We start from the raw sequence: 22868 nt of genomic DNA on the forward strand, positions 1-22868 counted from the left end.
ACCTGCCCCGCGGGCCTGCTAGACCGCGTGCTCGACCGGCTGACCCCGGTCGACGTACGCGGCCAGCGAGCGCACCCGCTCGGCGTGCTGGTCATGGCCCACGATCACCGGCGGCTCGTTGTACGGCATCGCGTCCGACGACCGCCGCAGCTTGACGTACTGGCCGCAGGCGTCGATCGCGTACGGCTCCATGTCGTCCTGCAACGCCCCGATCACCGTGATCCCGTACGTCTCGCCGATCCGCCGGAACAGCGCGACCGCCTCCCTGCGGTGCTCCTTGCCCAGGTTGCGGCCCAGCTCGTCGAGCACCAGGCACAGATGGCCGCCGCCGGAGGAGGCGATGGCCGCCGCGCACACCAGCTTGACGGCCTTCTCGTCCATGAGCGCGGTGTTGGCCCGCCGGTTGTACGGCACGAACCCCTGCCCCTCGCCCCGCCGCCACTTCGGCGTCACCCGCCACTGCCAGCGCTGCTCGGGGTCGGCGGGTGCGGGCGGCACCGGGAACTCCAGCGTCGCGCCGTAGCCGCCGTAGGAGGTGTCGAGCTTCTCGAACTCCTCGGCCACCCGCGTCAGCCGCGCCTTGATCGCCGCCGTCAGCGCCGCCCGGTGCACGGCCGTCGACTGCGCCGCCTCCTCCGCGCCCCGGGCCGCCGCCGCCAGGTCGCGCTGCCGGGAGACGACCTGCGCCTCGATCTGCCGCCGCTGGTGCTTCTCGTACTCCTCCTGGCCGCGCAGGTAGGAGGCCAGCGCCCCGCACACCGCCGCGAACGTCGCCTGCTCGCGCGCCGTGCTGCCGCCCCGCTCGGACAGCAGGAACGCCAGCTCCTCCGGGACCTCCGCGTCCTCCTCGGGGAAGGTGTCGCGCAGCGCCTGGTCGAAGTGGCGCTCGGCGATCCGCCACCACTCCTCGGCCGCCCGCGGACGCTCCTCCTCGGGCAGCGCCGCGATCCACTCGCGGGCCGTCTCCACCGTGCCGCCCCAGTCGGCGGCCAGCGCGTCGAGCCTGAGCGCCTCGCGCTCGCCCGTGACCTTGGCCTCCTGCTCGCGGGCCTGCGCCCGCTCGCTCTCGTGCCGCTGCCGCCGCCCGTCGAGCCGCTCGATCTCCATGTCCCGGGTACGGGCCCGGAAGTCGAGCGCGCCCGCCTGCCGCTCGGCCTCGGCCACCTTCGGCGCCAGCTCCTCGATCGCCGCGTTGAGCCCGACGAGCCGCTCACGCCGCTCAGCGAGCCGGTCCTCCAGCTCCGCCAGCCGCACCCCGGCCCGCGCGCCCTCCAGCCGCCGCTGCGCCTCGGCGACGGCCTCCTCGGCCTCGCGCACCACCTCCGCGGCGCTCTCCTGCGCGTCCTCGGCCCGGTTGAGCCGCTGCCCGGCGGCCTTGATGCGGGCCTCCCGCCCGGTCGCCACCCCGTCGAACGCCCCCACCACGCTCACCCCGGCCGCGCTGACCAGCACGGACCCCGGCAGGCCGGCCAGGGCGCGGGCCGCCTCGCCGAGCCGCGCGGCGTCGACGATGACGGCGTGCTCGTGCGGCCAGCCGCGCAGGCCACCGCCGGGAAGGGCGGCGTCGCGGGCCTGCTCGGCCACGTCGAGGGCGTCGAGCAGGCCGGTCGCCCCGACGCCCGCCGCCGACAGGGCGTCGAGCTGGGCCGCGGCCGGGCCGCCCTCCGCGTCGTCGAGCGCCGCCCGCGCCGAGGCCACCTCCTGGTCGGCCACGCCGAGCGCCTTGAGCGCCTGGTTGAGCCGGAGCCCGGCCTCCCGCAGCTCGCCCTCGGCGGCGGGCACGTCGCGCCCGTCGGCGAACCTGCGCGTCTCCTCCAGCGCCGGGATCGCGGCCCGCAGCTCGTCGGCGGAGTTCTCGGCCACCGCGCGGTCGGCGTCGAGCTTGGTGGTACGGGCCTGCAGGGCGGCCAGCTCCTTGCGGGCCTGGGACACCTGGCGGTCGAGGGTGTCCTCGCGCAGCGTGGTGATCTCGGCCTTGACCAGCGCGATCGCCTCGGCCGCCGACTCGCCGGCCGCGCGGTGGCGTCCGAGGTCGGCGGCCAGCAGCTCGTCCTTGGCGGCGGCGTCGGCGAGCTTGCGCGCCTGCCTGCCGCGCCAGCAGCGCAACGCCTCGGCCAGGCGCACCCGGGCCTGGTCGCGCCGGTCGAACGTGCCGAGCAGCGCCTTCGACTCCACCTCGAACTCGGCCAGCCGGTCGGCCGCCTGCGCCGCCCGCACCCGCTTGGCGTGCTCGTCGCGGCGGGCCTCGCGCTCCTGCTCCAGCTCGGCGTCGAGGCCGGTGAGCGCGGCGATGGCCTCGAAGACGCGCTCGGGGGAGATCTCGTTGAGCGGCTGGGAGAGCAGGTTGGTGGCGACCTTGCTGCGCACGGACGTGGACAGGAACGACACGCACCTGACCCGGTCGCCGTAGAGCACTTTGGTCAGGTCGCGGGCCACGACGTCGCGCTTGCCGGCCGACCTGGGCAGCGACGCCCAGATCTCGTCGGCCCGCGCCACCCGCTCGGCCTCGGACGGCGAGGCGGCCAGGTGGACGCCCTCCCGCCAGCGGATCTCCAGGTGGGGGGCCTCCTGGTTGACCTTGAGCCACACGGTGATCGCCCCGCCGGAGGTGTCGGGCACCTCGAACAGCTCCGCGCTGTCCTCCTCGCCCTCCTCGCCCTCCTCGGTCAGGGTGAGGTCCTGCCCGGCGACCTGTTCGACCGGAGCCGGGGCGGGCGGCGGGGAGAAGGAGTCCATGCCGGGCGGGCCGAAGACGCCCACGATGTAGCCGTGGTCGGCGCTCGCCCACTGACGGGCGCCCGCGCCGCTGGCCAGCTCGGCGTTGAAGAGCAGCTCGGAGACCGCCTTGGCGCCCGAGGCGAAGCGCCACTGCTCGTCGCCGAGCAGCGCCGTGATCGAGGCGATGAACGACGACTTGCCCGCGCCGTTGGAGTCTTTGGGGCCCGCGCCCGCGACGACGATGAGCGTGCCGGGGACCGTGGGCACCGGATGGGTCGAGAGCCGTGAGATGTTGACCGCCTGCACGGCGATCAGCACCCGGTCTCCGACGACGTTCTCCATCTGCGACACCCGAACCCCCGTAACCCTTCCATCTGTCATGACGTTCACTGCGCCGACCTGCGGGCGCGTACGGCCGCCGCGAGCGGCGTGTGCGGGCCGGCGGCCAGGATCAGCTCCTCCTGCAACCGCCGCCTGGCCGCCGGCGTGAGCCGGTGGAACTGCGGCCCCGGGACGTAGCCGCCCGCCTCTTCGCCGGCCTTCACCTGGGCCAGCAGGCCGGCGTGCCGCAGCGTGCGCAGCGCCGACTCCAGCTCGCCGATCGGGACCTGGGTGTGGCGGCGCAGCTCGTCGACCGGGGTGGGGTGCGGCGACAGCCACGAGTCCTCCGGCAGCAGGCCCTCGGCCCTGGGGATCGCGACCGAGTGCACCAGCACCAGCGTCAGCACCGCACGCTCACTGACCCCGAGCCCCGCACTCCCGGCATCCGCCGACCTCTCGGCCTCTTCCTCGGGCGCGGGCGGATCTCCGGCCGGGGAGACGGGCGGGGGCTCGGGGGCCTGGGACCGGGCCAGGGCGGCCGTGTGGGTGTCGTCGTAGCCCGAGGTCCAGCGTTCGCGGAGCTGGATGAGGGCGCGGCCGCGGCGGGCCAGCATCTCGCCCAGCGTGTGGCGCAGCGCCGGATCGCGCAGCGCGGCGAATCGGCCCTCCGGGACCGGATCGGCCGCGTGCTCGACCACCATGAACGCCGCCACCAGCTCGGCCCGCCGCCGCTCGTCGTAGGCCCCCAGCAGGTCGTCGAACTCCGCCAGGCCGGGCTCGGCCCGCCCACCGGCGCCGGGCAGAGGCAGGACCGCCGCGGCCACGATGTCGGCGTCGGCCACCACGGTGAGCTCCGGCCGCTCGGGCTCCGGCAGGCGGCGGACCAGCTCCTGCAACTGGGCGTGCGACTCCACCGGCCACAGCGCGCAGCGCGGCCCGAGCGTCACCACCCCGTCGTCGAGGACGATCCACGCCGAGTCGTGCAGCCGCCGTAGCGCGCCCCGCGCCCAGTTGCGCATCAGGTCGTCGGTACGCCCGATCAACGCCCGGTACGTGTCGAGCACCAGCTCGACGGGCGCCGGATCGCCCGGCCAGGGATCGACGGAAAGATCGTTCCAGCAGCACTTGAGCGTGGCCGCCAGCACCCGCCGCGTCTCACCGGCCCGCTCCACCGGCACGGCGGCGACCTGGTACTCCTCCAGCAGCGACGGTGTCACCCCGTCGGGCCACACCGGCAGTGCGTGCCCGGTGGAGTCGGGACGGGTCAGCCGGGTCATCCCGGCGGGCGCGGGCACCCCGGCCCCCAGCCGCAGCGGCCCGCCGGAGCGCGCCCGCGCGTGGGCGAGCGCCTGGCCCGCGGAAGAACCGGTGGACGTCATGAGGTGCGCTCCAGGTAGCCGTGGGAGAGCCACGCGGGCTCGCCGTCGGGATCGACGGTCAGGCCGTCGGACCAGGCCAGCCGGTAGGGCAGCTCGGGGCGCAGGTCGGCGGTGGTCAGGTCGGCGAGCAGGCGGCGGGCCGAGGGCCAGTCGGAGCCGATCACGTCGGCCAGCGCGACCCGCGAGGCCGTGCCGAGCAGCGACTCGGCCACCTGGGTGAGGCGCTCGACGGCGGCCCCGGGCGAGGAGTCGAGCGAGCCCTCCGGCCCGGGGTCGGGCAGCGCCGAACGCGGGGGAGTGGGCTGGACGGGCGCCGGCCGCGGCGCCTCGTCGACCGCCCGCGCGACGGCGGCCGGATCGTGCCACGGCGCGGGCGCGTCGAAGACGAACCCGTCGAGGACCGAGGCCAGGCGTTCCTTGGAGGCGGTCTGGGAGAACGTGCGCCACGTCTCGGTGGGCAGCAGCGTCAGGTTGCGGGTGGTGCCCGCCGAGTCGGCCAGACGGCCGGCGGCGCGGCGCGAGGCGTCGCTGTAGGAGTAGATGGACGCGCGCAGGTCGGTACAGACCCGGTCGAGCTCGGGCCAGCGGGTCAGGATCGTGCCGTGGAGGCCCTGGGCACGCCGGGCGATCTCCTCGGTGCCCCACAGCTTGGGGGCCTGCTCGCGCAGCTCCTCGATCGTGCCCGTGGTCAGCGTGATCAGCTCCAGGGCCCACAGGCGGAACGCGCGGGCCAGGTTGACCGCGCTCTGCCGGGCCTCCTCCATCGTGGTGCGGGGGTCGGCGACGTTGAGGTCTTCCAGGGCGAGCAGGCGGTGCATCTCGGACTGGCCGCCGTCGTCCATCATGCGGCGGATGAACATCAGGCCGACCACGCTGGTGAACGAGGCGCGGTAGCGGAGCTGGTTGGGCTTGGGGAACACCTCGCGGATCGCGCCGAGCCCCTTGAGCACCCGCAGGCGGTTGTCGAACTGGTCGCTCGGGTAGGCCCGGCAGGCGAAGCGCATCTGCTCGTGCGTCAGCCACTCCTCGCCCGCCTCGGCGAACGCCGCGAACAGCGTCTCGGCGATGTCGACCAGGGCGGGGTCGTCGACCACCGCGCCGCTGTCACGGGCCAGCGCGGCGAACATGCGGCGGTAGGTCGACAGGACCGCCTCCTCGGAGAGGGCGGCGTCGAGGGTCAGGGGCTGTTCGGACACGCGCACTAAGGTACGGCTTCACACCGACAGACTCGGAACCCGACGCGGGCTACCAGTCGGTACGGGCGCAGATGGGACTCCTGCCCGCTAGGGTGATCCCCGGTAAAAGCGGGGCAAACTCTCTGTGATCGTACATACGGGGTGAGTGACGGTTGTCCATCCGTGTGCTCCGAGGTGACCGGGCGACGGCCTTGATAGCCGGGGGAGCGGCCGTGGTCCTGGTGGCCGCGGCGGCGTGGTTCGGCGTGGGCGTCTCCAGCGCCAATCCCAAGCTGGCCGACGTCGGCGCGTGGCTGTGGACCACGGCCCGGGGCAAGGTCGTGCACGTCAACGGCCTGTCCGGCGAGGTGGACGGCTACCTCGACGACAAGGCCGGCAAACGGCTGCGCGTCGTCCAGGACGGCACGAACGTGCTGCTCGTCGACGACCGCACCGGCTTCGTCAGCCGGGTCGAGCCCAGCCAGCTCACCGTCACCCAGACCCGTGACCTCGGCGCGGCCGGGATGCAGCTCGCCGTCTCCGGCGGCACCGCGTACGCCGTCGATCCGGCGGCGGGCCGCGTCCAGCGCATCGACCCGGTCACGCTGCACGCCGTGGGCGCGCCGATCACGCTGCCGGGACCGCTCGGCGCGGCCCGCATCGACGGCGGCGGCCGGCTGTGGGTGCCGGTGACCGCCAGGGGCGAGGTCGTGCCGGTGTCCGGCGGCGCCGCCGCGCCCCCCGTCAAGGTGGGCGAACCGGGCGAGGAACTGGCCGTCACCATCGCCGGCGGCCTGCCCGTCGTGGTCAACACGCGGGCCGCCACCGCCGTCACCATCGGCTCGGACGGCGGCGTCGGCGAGATCACCCTGCCCAAGGAGGTCGCGCGGGCGGCCAAGGGCGGCGTGCTCACCCCGGCCACGACCGAGGGCCCGCTCGTCCCGGTGCTGACGCCGGGCGACTCGGGGCTGCTCGTCGTGATCGACACCTCCTCGAACGCCGTCCTCAGCACCAAGTTCGCGATCGACGACCCCGCGGGGCTCGGGGTGCCGCAGGTGCTGGGGGCGAAGGTGTACGTACCGGACAAGGGCCGGGGCGCGCTGATCGTCTGGGACAGCGCCGCCGGCGGGCAGCCCACCACGCTCCAGGTGGCGGACCGGCCGGGCCCGGTGGACGTGTTCGTCAAGGACGGCCTGCTCTGGGCCAACGACGAGAACGGCGACAAGGCCGTGGTCATCGACCCCGAGGGCCGCAAGCACGACGTGGACAAGGACGACTCCGACGTACCGGGGCCGACCAACACCCCCAAGCCCAAGCAGACCCCGCGCCCCGACCCCACGAACACCGATCCGCCGCCGCCGGACGACCCGCCCGAGACCAGCGAACCCGACCCGACCAGGACGAAGGACGCCGAACGGCCCCGCCGCCCGGCCAGGACGGCCACGCCGACCCCCACCCCGACCCCGACGTCCACACCGACGTCCACACCGACGCCCACCACCGGCACCGCGCCCGGCGCGCCCGGCGCGGTCACCGCGCGGTCGGGCCCCGGCCGGGTGATCGTCACCTTCAGCCCGTCCGCCGGCGGCGAGGTCGAGCGCTACACGCTCAAGGCGTCCGGCGAGGGACGGCCGGAACCGGAGTCGGTGGCCGGCGACGGGCCCTTCCAGTTCGAGTTCACCGGCGGGGACTGCGCGCGGGAGTACACCTTCGTCGTCGTCGCCCACTGGAAGGGCGGCGAGGTGGAGTCGGAGCAGAGCGCCGGGGCCAGGCCGTGCGTGGCGCCGGGCGCGCCGTCGAACTTCGCCGCCAAGCCCAGGAACCGGGGCGCCGAGCTGACCTGGAACGCCCCCGAGAACGGCGATCCGGACGTGACGTACCAGCTCAGCGGCGGGGCCGCGAACGACGCGATCAAGGGCACGTCGTTCACCGTGGACGGGCTGAAGAACAACGCGAAGTACTCCTTCAGGCTCAAGGCCACGAACGCGGCCGGGGAGAGCCCCGACGTCGCCACCGCCGACGTGGACCTGGCCTATCCGAGGCAGCAGTACAAGAACGCCAACAACAACCGGGTGGACACGCTGGTCCGCCCCGCCGCGACGAAGACCGGCGAGGCGGGCCGCATCCCCAAGGGGCAGTACCTCACGATCACCGTCATCTGCCAGGTCAAGGGCCAGAGCGTGACCGAGGACGAGAGCAAGGAGACCAGCGTCGTCTGGAACAGGATCGAGTGGAACGGCGGTGTGGCCTACCTGAGCGAGACGCTCATGACCACGCCCCGCGGCTCGTTCCCGGCGCCACCGCTCTTCGAGTGCACCGACTGAGGAGGGGGACTCGGTTGACCCAGTACAACTACCAGGACCAGTTCGAGCAGACCGCCCACGCCCACCCGCAACAACCCCCGCCGCAACAGTCCGCCGCCATGGCGGGCCAGTTCGCCCAGCGGTTCCAGCTCCTGGCCGGCAACATCGAACGCGTCATCCGCGGCAAGCACGAGGCCATCGAACTGGCCCTGATCTGCCTGTTCGCCGAGGGCCACCTGCTCATCGAGGACGTCCCCGGCACCGGCAAGACCACCCTGGCCCGCTCGATAGCCGCCAGCGTGGACGCCGAGTGGCGGCGCATCCAGTTCACCCCCGACCTGCTGCCCAGCGACATCACCGGCGTGTCCATCTTCAACCAGGCGCACCAAAGGTTCGAGTTCCATCAGGGGCCGGTGTTCGCCAACATCGTGCTCGCCGACGAGATCAACCGGGCCTCGCCCAAGACCCAGTCGGCCCTGCTGGAGGTCATGGAGGAGCGCCGCGTCACGGTGGACGCCGAGCCGCACCCGGTGCCGCGGCCGTTCCTGGTGGTGGCCACGCAGAACCCGGTGGACATGGACGGCACGTACCCGCTGCCCGAGGCCCAGCTCGACCGGTTCCTGATGAAGATCTCCGTCGGGTACCCCGACCACGTGTCGGAGGTCGAGGTGCTCAAGGGCGGGCCGACCGGGCCGCAGGTCGAACGGCTGCCGGTGGTGGCGCGGGCGACGGACGTGGCCGGGATGATCGACTTCGCCTCCCGCATCCACGTGGCCGACCCCGTCTACGACTACATCGTCGGGCTGTGCGGGGCCACCCGTACCAGCCCGCACCTGCGGCTGGGCGCGAGCCCGCGGGGCAGCCTCGCGCTGCTGCGCGCCGCCCGCGTCAAGGCGGCCGCCGCCGGACGGCACTACGTGGTGCCCGAGGACGTCAAGGCGCTGGCCGTCCCGGTGCTGGCCCACCGGCTGATCCTGACGCCCGAGGCCGAGCTGCGCGAGGTCGGCGCAGCGTCGGCGCTCGGCGAGATCCTCGCCGGGACGCCGGTGCCGCAGGCGGCGTAGATGCGGCTCACGGCCCTGTTCACCCCGCTCGGGTGGGCCACGCTCGCGGGCTCGGCGGCGCTCTACGCGGCGGGGTTCGCGCTGGGCTACCCCGAGCCGGTCGTGCTCGCCACCGGCGGCGTGCTCGCGCTGGCCGCCGCGCTCGCCTGGACGGCCCCCGCGCCCGACCTGGAGGTGCGACGCGAGGTGACGCCGCTCAAGGTGCCGCGGGGCGAGGCGGCGGTCGCCGTGCTGCACGTGGTCAACCGGGGCCGGCGCGGCCTGTCGGGGCTGCGCGTCCAGGACCGCGTCGGGGCGTCGGAGCACCTGATCGGCCTGCCGCGGCTGCCCAGGAACGCCGCGCGCACGGTGTCGTACCCGCTGCCCACCGACGTGCGCGGGGAGATCCCGGTCGGGCCGCTGCTGCTGGTCCGGGCCGACCCGTTCGGCCTCACGCGCCGGGTGCGCCGGTACGGCGACGCCGTCACCCTCCTCGTCCGCCCGCGCACCGTCGCGCTGCCCGTGCCGCCGTCCGGCAAGGCCCACCACCTGGAGGGGCCCACCAGCGACAACGCCCCCAGCGGCACGGTCACCTTCCACACCCTGCGCGAGTACGTCGTGGGCGACGACCTGCGGCACGTCCACTGGCGCTCCAGCGCCAGGACCGGCACGCTGATGGTCCGCCAGCTCATCGACGCCAGCCTGCCCACCACGACCGTCGTCCTGGACACGCGGGAGCTGACGGAACTGGCGGTGGACGCGGCGGCGTCCGTGGCGGTGGCGGCGGCCCGCGCGGGGTTCCCGGTGCGGGTGCAGGCCGGAGAGGGGGTCGCGACCGACGCCAAGGCCGATCCCGACACGATCCTCGACCGGCTCGCCCTCGCCCGGCCCGGCCCGGCGGGCGTGGCGGAGACGATGCGGGTGGCGCGTGGGGGCGGGTCGCTGGTGCTGGTCACCGGTGACGCGGCCGAGGTGGGACGGGCGGCCGGCGTCCGGCGGCGGTTCGACCGGGTCATCTGCGTCCACACCGGGCCGGGTACGGCGGTCGCGCCCGGCGTCACGGTCATCCCCCTCACCGACCTCGCCACCCTCCCCTTCGCCTGGACCCCCCGATGACACCCCCGGACCCCGCGCCGAGGGCACACCGCACCAGAACCCCCGAATCCCCCGCGCCTGTCGTCTCCGCGCCTGTTGCTTCTGCGTCCGTTGCTTCCGGGGCCGTTGCTTCCGGGGCCGGGGTGGGGTGGCGTGGGGGTGTCGGGCTTGGGGTGGTGGCCGCGGTCTGCGGGGTCGCCGGGTGGGGGTTTCACCGGGTCTTCCCCGGCGGCGACCTGCTGCTCGCCGTCGTCCCCGCGGCCGTCGCCCCGGCCCTGGTGGCGGCGCTCACCGCGCGACGCCCCCTGTGGCCGGCGCTCGCGCTCGACCTCGTCGCCTGGTTCGCCGGGACGATCCCGCTCTACCACGGCCTGGCCCCCGGCGTGCTCGCCGACGTGGCCAACGCCTGGCAGGCACTGCTCACCACGCTGCTCCCCGCCCAGCCCGAGCCACGCCTGCTCGTCCTCGTGCACACGCTCGTCTGGGCAGCCGCCGTCATCGGCGCCGAGACCCTCACCCGTACCCGCACGAGGATCGCCGCCGCCGTCCCCGCCCTGGCCGTGTACGCCGCCGCGCTGCTGCTCGGCGTGCACGGCGAGGGCTCGAACCTGCCGGTCGCCGCCGCCCTGTTCGTGCTCGTCGCGGCCCTCGCCCTGATCCGCGACGACCGCTCACCGCTCTGGCTGCTCGGCGGCCTGCCGGTCGCCGCCGCGCTGGCGGCCCTGGCCCTGGTGCTGGGCCCGCTGCTGCCCGTGGCGGCGCAGCCGTACGACCCGAGGCAGGACGCGGACCTGCCGCCGCCCCGGCGGGTGGACAGCGTCAGCCCGCTGGACCGCGTGTCGGGCTGGCTGCAGATCCCCGACAGGGAACTGTTCACCGTCCGGGCGGACAAACCGCTCAACTGGCGGCTGGCCGTGCTCGACCGCTACGACGGCGTGCGCTGGACGTCCGGGGCCCGCTTCCAGCCCACGGGCGGCCGGATCCCCGAGGGCGAGTGGACGGGGGCCGCGCGGCTCGTACGCCAGCGGGTGACCTTCGCCGGGCTGCCGGGGACGTGGCTGCCCGCCGCCGAACGGCCGGTCGAGGTCACCGGGGTACGCGGGCTGGCCACCGACCCGCGGAGCGGCGCCCTGCTGGCCGACCCCGCCCCGGGGACGGGCCCGAGCCCCGGCAAGGGCTTCACCTACGAGGTGACCTCGAAGGTGCCGCAGCCGTCCAAGGAAGACCTGCTGGCGGCCACCCCGGCGCACGACGACCCCGAGTTGACCGCGTTCCCGCCGGGGCCGCAGGAGGCGCTGTTCCGCGAGCTCGCGCAGGAGGCGACCAAGGGGGCGGACGCGCCGATCAAGCAGGCGTACCGGTTGCAGAGCTACCTGCGCACCAGCGCCTCCTACGACGTCACCGCGCCGCCCGGTCACTCGCTCAAGGGCCTGGAGTTCTTCCTGCGGACCACGCACCGGGGCACGTCGGAGCAGTTCGCGGCGACGTTCGCGCTCATGGCCAGGACGCTCGGGCTGCCGTCGCGGGTGGTGGTGGGCTTCCGGCCGGGGCAGGCGTCCGGGGGGATCTATCGCGTCAAGTCGGGGCACGTCATGGCCTGGGCGGAGATCAAGTTCGAGAAGCTGGGCTGGCGGCCGTTCTACCCCACGCCGGGCCGCAGCGGCACCAAGGACGATCATGACGTCGTCTCCTCGGCGATCGAGGAGAGCGAGCAGCTGGAAGGCGAGTTCACGCGTGGGGACGGCGACCGGTCCGGCACGTCGCGGCCGAAGGCTCGCAGCGAGGACGTCCGGCCCGGCGGCGGGCCGTCCCCCTGGGTGCTCGGCGCCGCCGTGGGCGGGGGCCTGCTGGTGGCGTACGCGGTGACGGCCGCCGTGCTGCCCTGGTGGCGCAGGCGGTCCAGGCGGAGCGGTGGAGCGCCCGGTGAACGCGTGCTCGGCGCCTGGCGGCAGACCTGCGACGACCTGCGGCTGGGCGGCAGGCGGACGCTGACCGCCGAGGACGTCCTGACCGGCCAACCACCCGACATCACCCCCCATCTCAGGCCGTTGGCCGAAATTTCGAACTTTGTCCGGTACGCCCCCGACGACGTCACCGACGCCGACGCCGCCCGCGCATGGGACCACAGCGACGCCGTCCGCCGCGCCGCCCGGTCGCGCACCCCCCTCCCCACCCGCCTGCGCGACCGCCTCCTCCTGCGATGATCCAGACCATGAGAAGCGCCGAGGCCCAGCTCCTGCACCGCCCGCCCGGCCTCGCCGCGGCCGACGTCGTCAGGCACCTGACCGCGATCCAGGCCCAGGACGTGCCCTCCGCCCTGCTGGCCTTCCGCGCCCGCTCGGCCACCCTCACGCCGTCCGCCGTCGAGGACGCCTGGCAGGCCCGCGAGATCGTCAGGACGTGGGGCCCGCGCGGCACGCTGCACTTCGTGCACGCCGACGACCTCCCCTGGATCCACACCCTCACCAGCAGCGACACCAGTGCCCTCCGCCGCCTGCGCCAGGAGGGCGTCACGGGCGACGACCTGCTCCCGCTCGCCGAGGGGGCCCTCGCCGGCCAGGGCCCGCTGACCAAGGCCCAGCTTGAGGAGCGCCTCGCCGGACGGGCCCGAGGCCAGGGCGTCGTGCACCTGATGGCCCTGGCCGCCCATCACGGCCTGGCCGTGCTCGGCCCGTCCCGGGCGGGCAAGCCGACGTACGTGCACGCGGGCGACTGGCTCGGCGCGCCCGTCGTCCCCGAGCCCGACCGCGGGAAGGCGCTGAAGGAGCTGGCGGTGCGCTACCGGCGCGCCCACCACCCGGCGACCCCCGAGGACCTGGCCGCCTGGTCGGGCCTGCCGCTCGGCGAGGCCCGCACGGCCTGGCGGACGAGCGCCGCCCAGGACCCGCCCGAGCCGGGCGAGCCCGTGCTGCGCCTCGCGCCCGCCTTCGACGAGTACCTGATGGGCTGGCGCGGCAGGGACGGCGTCCTGGCCCCCGAGCACGCCGCGAAGGTGTTCCCCGGCGGCGGCGTCCTGCGGCCGGTCGTGCTGGCCGGCGGGATGGTCAGGGGCGTGTGGTCCAGGAAGGGGGCGCAGGTGAGCGTGCAGCCGTTCGACGAGCTGCCCGAGGGCCCGGTCCAGGACGAGATCGCGGACATCCGCCGCTTCCTCGCCGAACTTTCGTGAAAGTGATCCGGCGCGTCGGGTGATAAGAGATGAACCACTTGACGCACGGAGGCTGGACATGACGGGGGAGACCATCGCGACGGCGGTGCCGTGGGCCGCCCGCGCACCCGGCGAGCGCACGCTCGACGAGCGCTTCGAGGAGGTGTTCGACCAGTACTTCGGCGAGATCCACGCCTACGTCGCCCAGCGGCTCGGCCCCGACCACGCCGAGGACATCGTCGCCGAGACCTTCCTGACGGCCTTCCGCAAGCGCGCTCACTACGACCCGTCGCGGGCGGGCGTACGCGCCTGGCTCTACGGCATCGCCACGAACCTCATCGGCAAGCAGCGCAGACTGGAGGCCCGCACCCTGCGGGCACTCGGCCGGTGCGGTCCCGACGCCGACGCGCCCGGCCACGAGGAGGCCGTCGCCCTGCGGGTCAGCGCCCAGAGCCTGCGCCCGAACCTGGCCGCCGCCCTGGCCGAGCTCGACCGCCGCGACCGCGACGTGCTGCTGCTCGTCGCGCTCGCCGGGCTGAGCCACGACGAGATCGCCACCGCGCTCGGCATCCCTTACGGGACCGTCGGGTCACGCCTCAGCCGCGCCCGCAGGAAGCTGCGCGGCCGGCTCGGCACCCACGTCCTGGAGGAGGCCACCCATGCCTGACCCCCACCTCCGCACCCCCACCCCGCCTCCCGCGCCCGACGACCTGGGGGCCGTTCGTGACCTGTACGGGCATCCGGCGCCCGCACCCTACGCCCAGGCCAGGGTGTGGCGGCGAGTGGCGGCCGCGCGCCGCCGCAGGCGCCTGGCCCGGCTGTCGGCGCTGTCCCTGGCCACGGCCGCCGCACTCGCCGTGGCGCTCATGCTGGTCCGGGGCACGCCGTCCGCCGCGCCGGGCCGCTCGATCCTGCTCGCGGCGGCCAGTACGGCGGCCTCCGGGCAGCAGGCCGCCTACTGGCACATCAGCCGGCTGCACGACGGCGACCGCCTGACCGAGCTCTGGGCCACCAGAACCGGCCAAGCCTGGACCTGCACCTCGCGTTCGGCCGCCGAGGGGAGTTGTGCGGGGCGTGCCGTGCCCGTGACCGGCCGGGCGCCGTTCAGCATGGGGGGCCGCGACCTGACGTTCCGGCAGATCCAGCAGCTGCCCGACGACCCCGTGGCCCTCAGGGAACGGGTCGCCTCGATGTTGCCCACCGGCTCGTCGGACCTGCTGGCCGACGCGCTCAGCGGCCTGCTGTGGAGCAAGCCGTCACCGCCCGCCGTCCGCGCCGCCGCCTACCGGGCGCTCGCCGACCTGCCCGACGTCCGCTACCTCGGACGCCGCGCCGACCCCAGGGGACGCTCCGGCGAGGCGTTCAGCTATCCGCTCCCCGCCGGAGTCCGGCGGACGTTGATCATCGATCCGGCCACCTCCCAGGTCCTCGCCGGCACCGACACGGGCGGGACGGGCGGCTCGCAGATCGTCCTCGCGGCGGGCTGGACCGACCAGGCCCCCGACCTGCACTGATCCCACCCTCGACAGGTGCGTGACCCGCCACGCGGCGAGTTCGGCGCGCCCGAAAACAGGAGTCGCGACGTGTTCTGGCGTGCCCGCACGACCACCGGCAGGGCCATCTGCCTGAGCGACCAGTTCCCCGCCGCAGACGTGGCGGAGGTGATGGACGGACGTGTCAGGTTCGCCGGCCTGCCGCCCGCCGACCTCGGCACGGAGATCGACTGGACCGCCGACCCGTACGGCAACCGCTCCTGGTCGCTGAACCTGCACACGCTGCGCTGGGCCGGCCGCCTGGTCACCGCGTACGAGCGCACCGGCGAACGGGCGTACCTGGAGCGCGCCGCCGACGTGACCGCGCAGTGGATCAGCCGGAACCCGCGCGGCGGGCGCGAGGTGAGCGAGTGGGCGTGGGCCGAGCACGCCGTCGCGCTGCGCGCCCCCGTGCTGGTCTGCCTGAGCGAGCACGTACGCACCCCGCTGCTGTGGGAGAGCCTGGCCGAGCACGGCGAGATCCTGGCCGACCCCGCGCTCTACCGCGCGGGCCACAACCACGGCCTGGACCAGGACATCGGGCTGCTGGTCATCGCCTGCCGCCTCGGCCGCGCCAGGTGGCGCGACCTGGCCGTACGCAGGATGACCGGCTCGGCCGAGCTGGCCGTCGACGCCCAGGGCGTCCTGCACGAGCAGGCCCCCCGCTACGGCCTGTACGTGCACCGCCGCCTCGGCGTGGCCCTGCGCGCCATCAGCGAGAGCGGCGCCCAGCCCCCCACCCGCCTCACCGACCGCAGAACCGCCCTGGAGAGCTACGTCGCGCACGCCACCCAGCCCGACGGCTGCCTGACCCCCATCGGCGACAGCCCGGCCGGCACCCGCGCCCCCGGCTTCCCCCACGACGGCCCCCTCGTACGGGTCTTCGACGCCGGCTACGTCTTCGGCCGGACCGCCTGGGACGACCCGCGCTCGGCCCACTACTCGATCAGGTTCGGCCCCGGCCGCCGCCTGCACGGCCACGAGGACCACCTCGGCGTCACCTACTCCGCCCAGGGCCGCCGCATCCTGGTCGAGGCCGGGTTCCACTCCTACGAGCGGACCGACTACGCCGCCTGGACCCGTACCCCGCAGGCCCACAACGTGCCGATCCCGGACGGGGACTTCCGTCCCGGCACGGACACCCACCTGCTGAGCGCCGACCTCGGCCCGGAACGTCAGGTGTTCGAGCTGGCCGACGACGCCTACGGGGTGACCAGGACCCGCCGCGTCCTGGTCGGGCACGGCGACGACGTGATGGCCGTACGCGACTCGGTGCCGTCCGGGACGCTGCGCAGCCTGTGGCACTTCGACCCCGCGCTGCGGGTGGTCGAGCGGCGGGCGGGCGCCGTGGTGCTCGGCGACGGCGACTGGCGGGTCACGCTGCTGCAGTGGCCCGCGACGGGAATGGAGGTGGGGACGGCCACCGTCTCCTCCGGCTACCTGCGCACCGAGGAGGCGGTGACGGTCACGTCAGGGAAGGCGTCCGAAGTGCTGACCGCCGTCGTGCCGGGGACGGCCGATCCCGACCTCGAACGCCTTCGCCTGCCGTAGAGCCGGCCGAGGGGAACGCGGGTCCCCGGCCCTGAACGGTTCGTCACGCATGGGCCCGCGCCGTCCACTGGCGAGCGTCTGGAGAACCAGCTCGTACGCCCCCTCGACGACCAGACGGATAGGTGCTGCGGCATCGAACGCGCGGCGTCGCGGAGGGGGAGGCGGCCGTCGCGTCCGAACCCCTCGCATCGACCGCCGAAGTCGACCCATGCACGGACACCTCCCACACCCGCAGCCACACCACCTCTTCAGCGGTCATGTCGCCGCCCCCATGCGGCGGCGACGCCCTGCCCCTACGTGTCGGCGGCGTCCCGCCCCTTCGCGGTGCGCACCCGCGCCGCCCACCGCCCCGCGGCCATCCCCTGAGCGCCGCCCCGGCGCGGTTCGCGTCGGCAGCCACGCACCGCCCCGTCCATCGAGGTACGGGACGGCCACGTGCGCGGCAACGCCTCAGCCCGAGAGCCGATCGAGGTCGGCCAGACGCAACCGGTCCAGGAAACAGCCGGTGCCACCATCCAGCATGAACAGGTCAGACAAGGCGTCGCGCCGTGTTCACCAGCTCACCGACCCCGGCGATTCGCGTGACGACCTTGCTCCCGTCCGCCAGATACCGGGGCGGCCTACGGGCGTGCCCCACGCCTCCGGGCGTGCCGGTCGCGATGACGTCGCCCGGCCGCAACGTGAGGATCTCCGACAGGTACACGATCAGCTCGGCCGGCGGGAACACCAGACCGGACGTGTCCGCCTGCTGCACGACCTCCCCGTCCACCTCGCACTGCAGGGTCATCGCCCCGCCGATCTCGTCCGGCGTGACCAGGAAGGGCCCGAACGGCGTCGTCCCCTCGAACGTCTTGCCCTGCAGCCACTGCGCCGTACGGTTCTGGTAGTCCCTGGCCGTCACGTCGTTGAGCACCGAGTACCCGGCGATGGCCGCCTCGGCCTCCTCCCGCGAGGCACCGCGCACCTCGGCCCCGATGATCACGGCCAGCTCGCCCTCCCAGTCCATCGCCTCCGAGACCGCCGGCAACTCGATGTCGTCGTACGGCCCGATCAGCGCCTCGGCGAACTTCGCGAACACCGTCGGGTACCGCGGCAGCTCCCGTCCCATCTCCAGGATGTGGTCACGGTAGTTGAGCCCGACACAGATGATCTTCCCCGGCACCGGCACCACGGGCGCCAGGTCGGCCGTGGACAACGGATGCCGCGCACCGTCCGCCGCGGCCGCCACCTCCCGCCAGCGCGGGTCGGCCAGCAACATCCCGACGTCGGGCGCCCCGACCTCCACGGCATGCTCCCCGTCGATCCGGACGGCGGCCGTACGGCGCGGCAGTCGCAGCGTCGCGAGCTTCACACGAGCCCCTCTCGAAACTGATCCAAGCCCTCAAACGGGCGTGCCGGAAAACAAACAACTGAAGACGACCACCACCACGACGACGAGATCACCACGCGACAGAACACGCTCACCGCCGTCCAACGTGACCAACCCCCGCCGCCGAACCCCTCGCAACCCAACCCCAACCCCCACCCGCGACGGTCGTCACCCCGTCCCGCAGCCGGCAGAGCTCGGCCCCAACCGACGGCAGCCGACCCCGCCGACCGCCGATTCCCCGAACCGGGCAACCACATCCCCAACCCGGCCACACCCCGCAGCCCCTCGCCCAGAGCCCGGCAGGCGCGCTCCCAGCGACAGCCGACGATCAGCAAGCCGAGACACGCCCCGAGCCCCGACACCGCCCGCAGCCCCGGACCTGCACCGAGCCTTGAAACGGCCCGGAGCCGCAGACCCGCCCAGCGCACCGACACCACCCGCAGCTCCGGACATGCACGCAACCGCTCGGACCGCGACACATCCGACATCGAGGCGTCGCTCACCTGCTCCGATCCGAGCACAAAGAACGACGCGTGGTGCACAAATGGGATACCGAGCCCATCGACCCCCACCATGGGGAAGCCCATGGTGCTGTGGCGGCGCGGGAACCGCCGGCCGGGCGCGAACCAGGAAGCCGCCGCGCCGCACCACAACCGACCCGCCGTCGACGACCACGACCGTTCCCACGCCTATCCGTCCCCCCACGAGGCGGAAGGCGTTCCGGGGGCGAGCGCTGCTCGGGCGCGACCTCGCGCGGGCCTGGCACCGCACGCCGGCCCAGAAGATCAGGATCGTGTACGGCAACCCGCCCAGGCCGAGATCAGCCGACGCGCCGGCCCGCCGCTCCCCGCCCCCGCCAACCGAGCCGAGCTCACCCGCCCGTCCGCCCGGCGGATGGAACGCCTTCCACTCCCGCCCAAGCCTCCGGCCCCCAGACCTGGGACGTACGAACATCAAGTCGCCGACCTGGGCCCAGAACGGGATCAGACGCTCGACGGCGAAGCCCGCACCCAGCCTCTCCTCCGGGTTCATGCTGCCCCACGCTAGGGAGTAATTCCGCATACTGCACTAGCGTTCTGCTGTGAAGAACAAGCCCGCGTACCCCCTGGGCTCGGTCGACAACGTGCTGCTGCTCCTCCACATGCTGCGCGACCAAGGACGACTCAAGGTCACCGACGTCGCCAAGGAACTCGGCATCGCCCGCTCGACCGCGCACCGCCTGCTGGCGATGCTGGTCTATCGCGACTTCGCCGTCCAGGACGAGCACCACGCGTACCTGCCGGGCCCCTTCCTCGCCTCGGCCGCGGGCGACGGCGGCGGCTCGGCCCTGCGCGAGTTGCGCGCCCGCGTCCGGCCCGCCATGGAGGGCCTGTGCGCCCGCGTCCAGGAGACCGTGAACCTCATGGTCAGAGTGGGCGCTGAAGTACGCTTCCTGGACAGCATCGAGTCCCCGCAGATCCTGTACGTCGGCGACCGCCGCGGGACGATCCTGCCCGCCCACCGCGCCTCCGGCGGCAAGGTCCTGCTGTCCGCGCTGCCGAGCGACCAACTCGCCGACCTCTACCCGGACCTGCCCGACCACGAACGAACGTCCCTGCTCCGCGAACTCGACGAGATCCGCCCCCGCGGCTACGCCCTCAACCTCGACGGCACCGAAAAGGGCGTCTCGGCCATCGGAGCAGCGCTGCGCAACGGCCGCGGCACCCCCGTAGGAGCCTTTTCCATCTCGATCCCCTCAGCCCGCTACACCCCCGCCCGCCTCCCTTCCCTCCTCACCGACCTCCGCCAATCCATAACCGAAGCCGAACCCCACCTGACCGACTTCCCCACCTGCCCCCCATGAGCCCTCCCACCGAGGCCCCCAAGGCGGCGCCCCCCCATCAGGCCGGGACAAGCAAAATCGGCTTGAGCTGCCGAAAAAACTCCACCGCATCCGCCAATGAATCCCTCCCCGGCGCCCCCTCCATGATGTTCACGCTGAGCAGCCGCTTGTAATCAGCCGTCCACCCATAAACAAAGGCAATACTCTGCCCCTGAGCATTCCTACGCCGGGCCGCAAAACCGGGCCCCAGGCCACCAGGCAGATCGATCCCGTTGGTGGACTGCCTGGTGTTCTCCAGATCTTCCGCATCATCAGGCGACGGGTCGAACACTTCGATTAGCAGACCCTGGCGATGTTCCGCATCTGACTTCCCGGTAACCGTGCATGACTCAAAGCTGTGGCCCATATCCATCTTTGTGCCGAATGCGTGGTACTCGTTGAGGCCCGTCGCGATCATAATGGCATCTGCTGAGATCAAGTTGCATTCACGTGGGGCGATGGTGACGTTTCCGAGCACTCTGCCGTCTGGGGGCGGAGTCGATGAGCACCCTGCCAGAATGAGCGCACCAAAAGCAATCGCTCGACTGACCTTCATGATCCACTTCCGGCATGGTAATCAGTAGCCTTATTGAATCCGATCTCGATGGCCGCGTCTGGGCGGTCGAATACTCGGCCGGTTTCGTTCAGGTGTAGCCACTCGTCGTAAGACTCCCGCTCGTCCGAATTCATCTCATCCCAAGGTTTGATCTCTCCGTTGACCAGGAAGTGTCCACTCGCTCCCGGTGAGAAATCCTTGTGTCGGTACGGATGGGTCCTGGCCGGTACGGAACCGTCCCCGAACAGGCCGTGGCGCATCATGGTGGCCGCGGTCAGGTCCGAGAACATGTGCTTGGCGGCTCCCAGCGCATCGTCGGCGTTCATGCGGGCCTGTTCCTCCCGGCCGGTCTTGACCTTGCCGAAGATCTCTCCCTTGGCCGTGTCGACCAGCAGGCCGATGAACTTACCGGGTGGGCCCGGAGCAAGCCCCACGATCGCCTCCGTCATCTCCTTGAACGCGGAGAAACGGGCGTCCTCCGCCCTGGCTTCCTCGATGCCGGAGATGTTGGCCGCATTAGTGATCATCCACGTCGTCACACTGAGACCGCGCGCCGCCCGGGCGAACTCCGCGCCTCCACTACGGCTCATCCGTCCCTCGAGGATGTCCTGTCGTGCGGCGTCCAGTTGCTGCCTAGTGGCACCAGGGTGCGACTCGCGCCATGCCGTGACATCGGCCTTGACCTCCGCCGCGATCTTGCCTGCCAACTCGTCCAGCATTCGGGCGGCGTACAGGCCGTGGGCGGCGGTCACCTTCCGGAAGGCGTTGTCGTCCTCGAACGTCCAGGCCATGGCCTGTTTCATGTCCCTGGTGTTGAACTTGGCGCCGTAGGGGGCGCCGCCGAGGAGATTCTTGTCCGCATGGGCGTCCGTCTCCACGCCCGGCCGCTTGTCGATGAACGACTGGGCATCGCGGTGCACGTCGGCGATGTACTGGCTGAGGAGGGTGCCGAGGTGGGGGCGGGTGGAGGGGAGGTTGGACTGGACCTTGGGGTCGCTCCAGAAGCGGACCGCCCACGACGCGATCAGCGCGGACTTGTAGCCGCGTGATCCGCCGGGCGGCAGGTCGTGGTCGCGGAACTCCGTGGTGGCGGCCTGGAGGGCCCAGCCGAGGTCGGCGTCGGCGTCGCCGAGCCAGGGGTGGGTGCGCATCAGGTAGGCGAGGGGTTTGCGGGCCGGGTCGGTGAAGAAGTCCTGGGCGACGGCGGGGTGATGGGCTAGGGCGATCAGGGCGGTGCCCATGGGGCTGAGGTCGCCGGGGGAGACGTCTCTGGGGCCGGGGAGGGTCCAGGGGTCTCGGGGGAGGGACAGGTCGGGGGGATGGGCCAGGTCCTTGTCGTGGAGTTTGCGGACCAGGGTGAGCAGGAAGGTGTGGTCGAAGTCGCCGTCCTGCAGGAGCCTCTTCACGGCGAACGCGTCTTGGGGGTGGTCGATGTCCTCGATCAGCCGGTCGGCGTAGTCGGCGGCCAGGCGCATCCGTCCGACGCCGTGGGAGGCGGTGCCGAGCAGGGTGCTGAGCAGGGTGAGGAACCGGTCCTGGACGGCCGTGTCATAGAGGAGGGGGCGGTCGCCGGGCGGGAGGTCCGAGCAGTATGTACGGGCGATGAGAGATTTGAGTTCGCGTGGCGGCACCAGGGTGAGGAAGGCCACGGCGAAGAACGGGTCGTTCTTGTGGCGTTCTAGTTCGGCGACGGATTCTGCGTCGAGCGAATGGGATGCGATCTTCGTACGGAGTTGCGCGGCCAGTGCGGTGGCGGCGGTCGTGCCTTCTGCGGGGGATTTCGACAGCCATGGGGATTCATCCGCCCAGAGGAGGCCGCGTTCGCCGAGACGTCGGTCGGGGGTGGCGAGGATGAGGTCGAGACGGCCCTGGAGTGTGGGGACGCGGTCGTTCAGCTGGCGGCCTATGGATGACAGGTGGACCGGCCCCCATAGGGATATGCCGAGGTTGGTGAGGGTTCGTTCGACTTGGAGGCCGATGTCGGGGAGTGTGTGGCTTGCTCGTTTCATGCCGTTGATGAGCTGGGTCATCAGGGCGGGGTCGATGCCCACGGGAGGGGTCATGAGGCCGGCTCGGACGGGTGCAGCGTGTCGAGCAGCCTCAATGCCCGGGCGAAGAGGTCTTTGTAGCCGCGGTCCCAGGTGCGCAGGTCGGCGGCGAGGCGGTCACCGGCCGGGCCCTTGAGCGCGCCGCCGTCCACCAGGTGGACGAGTGCGGTCAGGTCGTTGGCGTGTTCGTCGCGCAGTCGTTCGATGTGACGCCGGGCGGCGGTTATTTCTTGCTGCGTCGCCATCATCACCCGATTTCGTTGCGCTTGGGGGAGGGGTGGGTCCATGAATATTAGCCCGCCGCGTCGGTGCAGGCGAAGTGGAAATTGAGGCATCGTGCAATTCGGCTTTGATGGTGATGAATTGCATTGGAGGGTTGTGGCGGTAAATGCGCAAAAGCGCTTGATGTCGTTGTATTTGCTGAATGAGAGGGAGAGGGAAAAGGGGGAGCAGGGGTGGGGGGCGGGGGTACGCGGCTTCGACGAGCATGGCTGCTGGCGTCTGCGGGCGTCTGCGGGCGTCTGCGGGCCTGAGGCATGCGGGCCTGTTCCTGATGGCTGCACCGGAGGGGGCGACCGTACCCTGCGGCCCTTCAGGAACAGTGGCGCGGACCGGCGCGCATTGCCACGGCGACCGGCGGGCCCGAGCGGGCCCTCCCGCCGATCCTGCGCCTCCCGTTGCGAGGCGCCAGGCCTGGCCGAGTGCGACCTACTGACCGGGACGATGATCCGGGCCGGCCGCAACCGTGGCGTCTCCGCGGCGGTTGGTGAGG

The 22868-nt window shown here is 73.0% G+C and carries 16 protein-coding genes; 9 read left to right on the forward strand and 7 right to left on the reverse strand.

Going from position 1 to position 22868, the window contains the following annotated elements; translation table 11 throughout:
* Positions 1-18: 18 nt before the first annotated feature.
* Genes ACWCSU_RS08740 through ACWCSU_RS08750 form a run of 3 tightly spaced genes read right to left on the reverse strand, consistent with a single transcriptional unit; the run spans position 19 to position 5614 of the window.
* A complete protein-coding gene (locus ACWCSU_RS08740) occupies positions 19-3060 on the reverse strand; it encodes a chromosome partitioning protein ParA (RefSeq protein ID WP_449934539.1) in 3042 nt (1013 codons plus the stop codon).
* A 44-nt stretch (positions 3061-3104) separates the two neighbouring features.
* Positions 3105-4418, reverse strand: a complete 1314-nt coding sequence (locus tag ACWCSU_RS08745; RefSeq protein ID WP_449934542.1) for a hypothetical protein — start codon at positions 4416-4418, stop codon at positions 3105-3107.
* Complete coding sequence (locus ACWCSU_RS08750; RefSeq protein WP_357701208.1) at positions 4415-5614, reverse strand: hypothetical protein; 1200 nt, start codon at positions 5612-5614, stop codon at positions 4415-4417. Before ACWCSU_RS08750 ends, ACWCSU_RS08745 begins: the two co-directional genes overlap by 4 nt.
* A 212-nt stretch (positions 5615-5826) precedes the next feature.
* On the opposite strand from ACWCSU_RS08750, the gene ACWCSU_RS08755 reads away from it, so the two are divergent.
* The 8 genes from ACWCSU_RS08755 (at position 5827) to ACWCSU_RS08790 (ending at position 16262) form a co-directional block, all read left to right on the forward strand.
* Positions 5827-7917, forward strand: coding sequence for a fibronectin type III domain-containing protein (locus ACWCSU_RS08755; protein WP_449934544.1), 2091 nt, complete (start codon positions 5827-5829; stop codon positions 7915-7917).
* Positions 7918-7931: 14 nt separating this feature from the next.
* On the forward strand, positions 7932-8960 hold the full coding sequence (locus ACWCSU_RS08760; protein WP_357701204.1) for an AAA family ATPase: 1029 nt from the start codon (positions 7932-7934) through the stop codon (positions 8958-8960).
* The gene (locus ACWCSU_RS08765) at positions 8961-10055 is read left to right on the forward strand and encodes a DUF58 domain-containing protein (protein WP_449934548.1); all 1095 of its coding nucleotides are present in this window, start codon (positions 8961-8963) and stop codon (positions 10053-10055) included. It begins immediately after the preceding gene.
* 152 nt (positions 10056-10207) lie between these two features.
* Positions 10208-12238, forward strand: coding sequence for a DUF3488 and transglutaminase-like domain-containing protein (locus tag ACWCSU_RS08770; protein ID WP_449934551.1), 2031 nt, complete (start codon positions 10208-10210; stop codon positions 12236-12238).
* 8 nt (positions 12239-12246) lie between these two features.
* Complete coding sequence (locus tag ACWCSU_RS08775) at positions 12247-13200, forward strand: winged helix DNA-binding domain-containing protein (protein ID WP_449934553.1); 954 nt, start codon at positions 12247-12249, stop codon at positions 13198-13200.
* A 58-nt stretch (positions 13201-13258) separates the two neighbouring features.
* Complete coding sequence (locus ACWCSU_RS08780; RefSeq protein ID WP_357701196.1) at positions 13259-13846, forward strand: RNA polymerase sigma factor; 588 nt, start codon at positions 13259-13261, stop codon at positions 13844-13846.
* On the forward strand, positions 13839-14693 hold the full coding sequence (locus tag ACWCSU_RS08785; RefSeq protein ID WP_449934555.1) for a hypothetical protein: 855 nt from the start codon (positions 13839-13841) through the stop codon (positions 14691-14693). Before ACWCSU_RS08780 ends, ACWCSU_RS08785 begins: the two co-directional genes overlap by 8 nt.
* 69 nt (positions 14694-14762) lie before the next feature.
* Positions 14763-16262 carry a heparinase II/III domain-containing protein gene (locus ACWCSU_RS08790; protein WP_449934557.1) on the forward strand — a complete coding sequence of 500 codons (1500 nt, stop codon included), beginning with the start codon at positions 14763-14765 and terminating at the stop codon, positions 16260-16262.
* Between the two features lie 529 nt (positions 16263-16791).
* On the opposite strand, the gene ACWCSU_RS08795 is transcribed toward ACWCSU_RS08790, so the two are convergent.
* Entirely contained in the window at positions 16792-17613 is an 822-nt protein-coding gene (locus ACWCSU_RS08795; RefSeq protein ID WP_357701191.1) for a fumarylacetoacetate hydrolase family protein, read from the reverse strand.
* Positions 17614-18712: 1099 nt separating this feature from the next.
* Here ACWCSU_RS08795 and ACWCSU_RS08800 point away from each other — a divergent pair.
* Positions 18713-19474, forward strand: coding sequence for an IclR family transcriptional regulator (locus ACWCSU_RS08800; protein ID WP_357701189.1), 762 nt, complete (start codon positions 18713-18715; stop codon positions 19472-19474).
* 37 nt (positions 19475-19511) lie between these two features.
* Here the strand turns inward: ACWCSU_RS08800 and ACWCSU_RS08805 are convergent, their stop codons facing one another.
* From ACWCSU_RS08805 to ACWCSU_RS08815, 3 genes are read right to left on the reverse strand one after another with little or no spacing between them, the layout of a single operon-like run.
* Positions 19512-20048: a hypothetical protein gene (locus ACWCSU_RS08805; RefSeq protein WP_449934560.1), complete on the reverse strand. Its 537-nt coding sequence runs from the start codon at positions 20046-20048 to the stop codon at positions 19512-19514.
* Positions 20045-22099, reverse strand: coding sequence for a hypothetical protein (locus ACWCSU_RS08810; RefSeq protein WP_449934562.1), 2055 nt, complete (start codon positions 22097-22099; stop codon positions 20045-20047). The genes ACWCSU_RS08805 and ACWCSU_RS08810 overlap by 4 nt, the downstream gene beginning before the upstream one ends.
* 8 nt (positions 22100-22107) lie before the next feature.
* The gene (locus ACWCSU_RS08815; RefSeq protein WP_357701183.1) at positions 22108-22344 is read right to left on the reverse strand and encodes a hypothetical protein; all 237 of its coding nucleotides are present in this window, start codon (positions 22342-22344) and stop codon (positions 22108-22110) included.
* Between the last annotated feature and the right edge of the window lie 524 nt (positions 22345-22868).

The organism is Nonomuraea sp. NPDC001699 (genome assembly GCF_053596455.1).

What these genes read in the sequence shown, in the direction of transcription:
- ACWCSU_RS08740 (WP_449934539.1), bottom strand. Translation starts at nt 3,060, where the DNA reads ATGGAGAACGTCGTCGGAGACCGGGTGCTGATCGCCGTGCAGGCGGTC.
- ACWCSU_RS08745 (WP_449934542.1), bottom strand. Translation starts at nt 4,418, where the DNA reads ATGACGTCCACCGGTTCTTCCGCGGGCCAGGCGCTCGCCCACGCGCGG.
- ACWCSU_RS08765 (WP_449934548.1), top strand. Translation starts at nt 8,961, where the DNA reads ATGCGGCTCACGGCCCTGTTCACCCCGCTCGGGTGGGCCACGCTCGCG.
- ACWCSU_RS08775 (WP_449934553.1), top strand. Translation starts at nt 12,247, where the DNA reads ATGAGAAGCGCCGAGGCCCAGCTCCTGCACCGCCCGCCCGGCCTCGCC.
- ACWCSU_RS08780 (WP_357701196.1), top strand. Translation starts at nt 13,259, where the DNA reads ATGACGGGGGAGACCATCGCGACGGCGGTGCCGTGGGCCGCCCGCGCA.
- ACWCSU_RS08785 (WP_449934555.1), top strand. Translation starts at nt 13,839, where the DNA reads ATGCCTGACCCCCACCTCCGCACCCCCACCCCGCCTCCCGCGCCCGAC.
- ACWCSU_RS08805 (WP_449934560.1), bottom strand. Translation starts at nt 20,048, where the DNA reads ATGAAGGTCAGTCGAGCGATTGCTTTTGGTGCGCTCATTCTGGCAGGG.
- ACWCSU_RS08815 (WP_357701183.1), bottom strand. Translation starts at nt 22,344, where the DNA reads ATGATGGCGACGCAGCAAGAAATAACCGCCGCCCGGCGTCACATCGAA.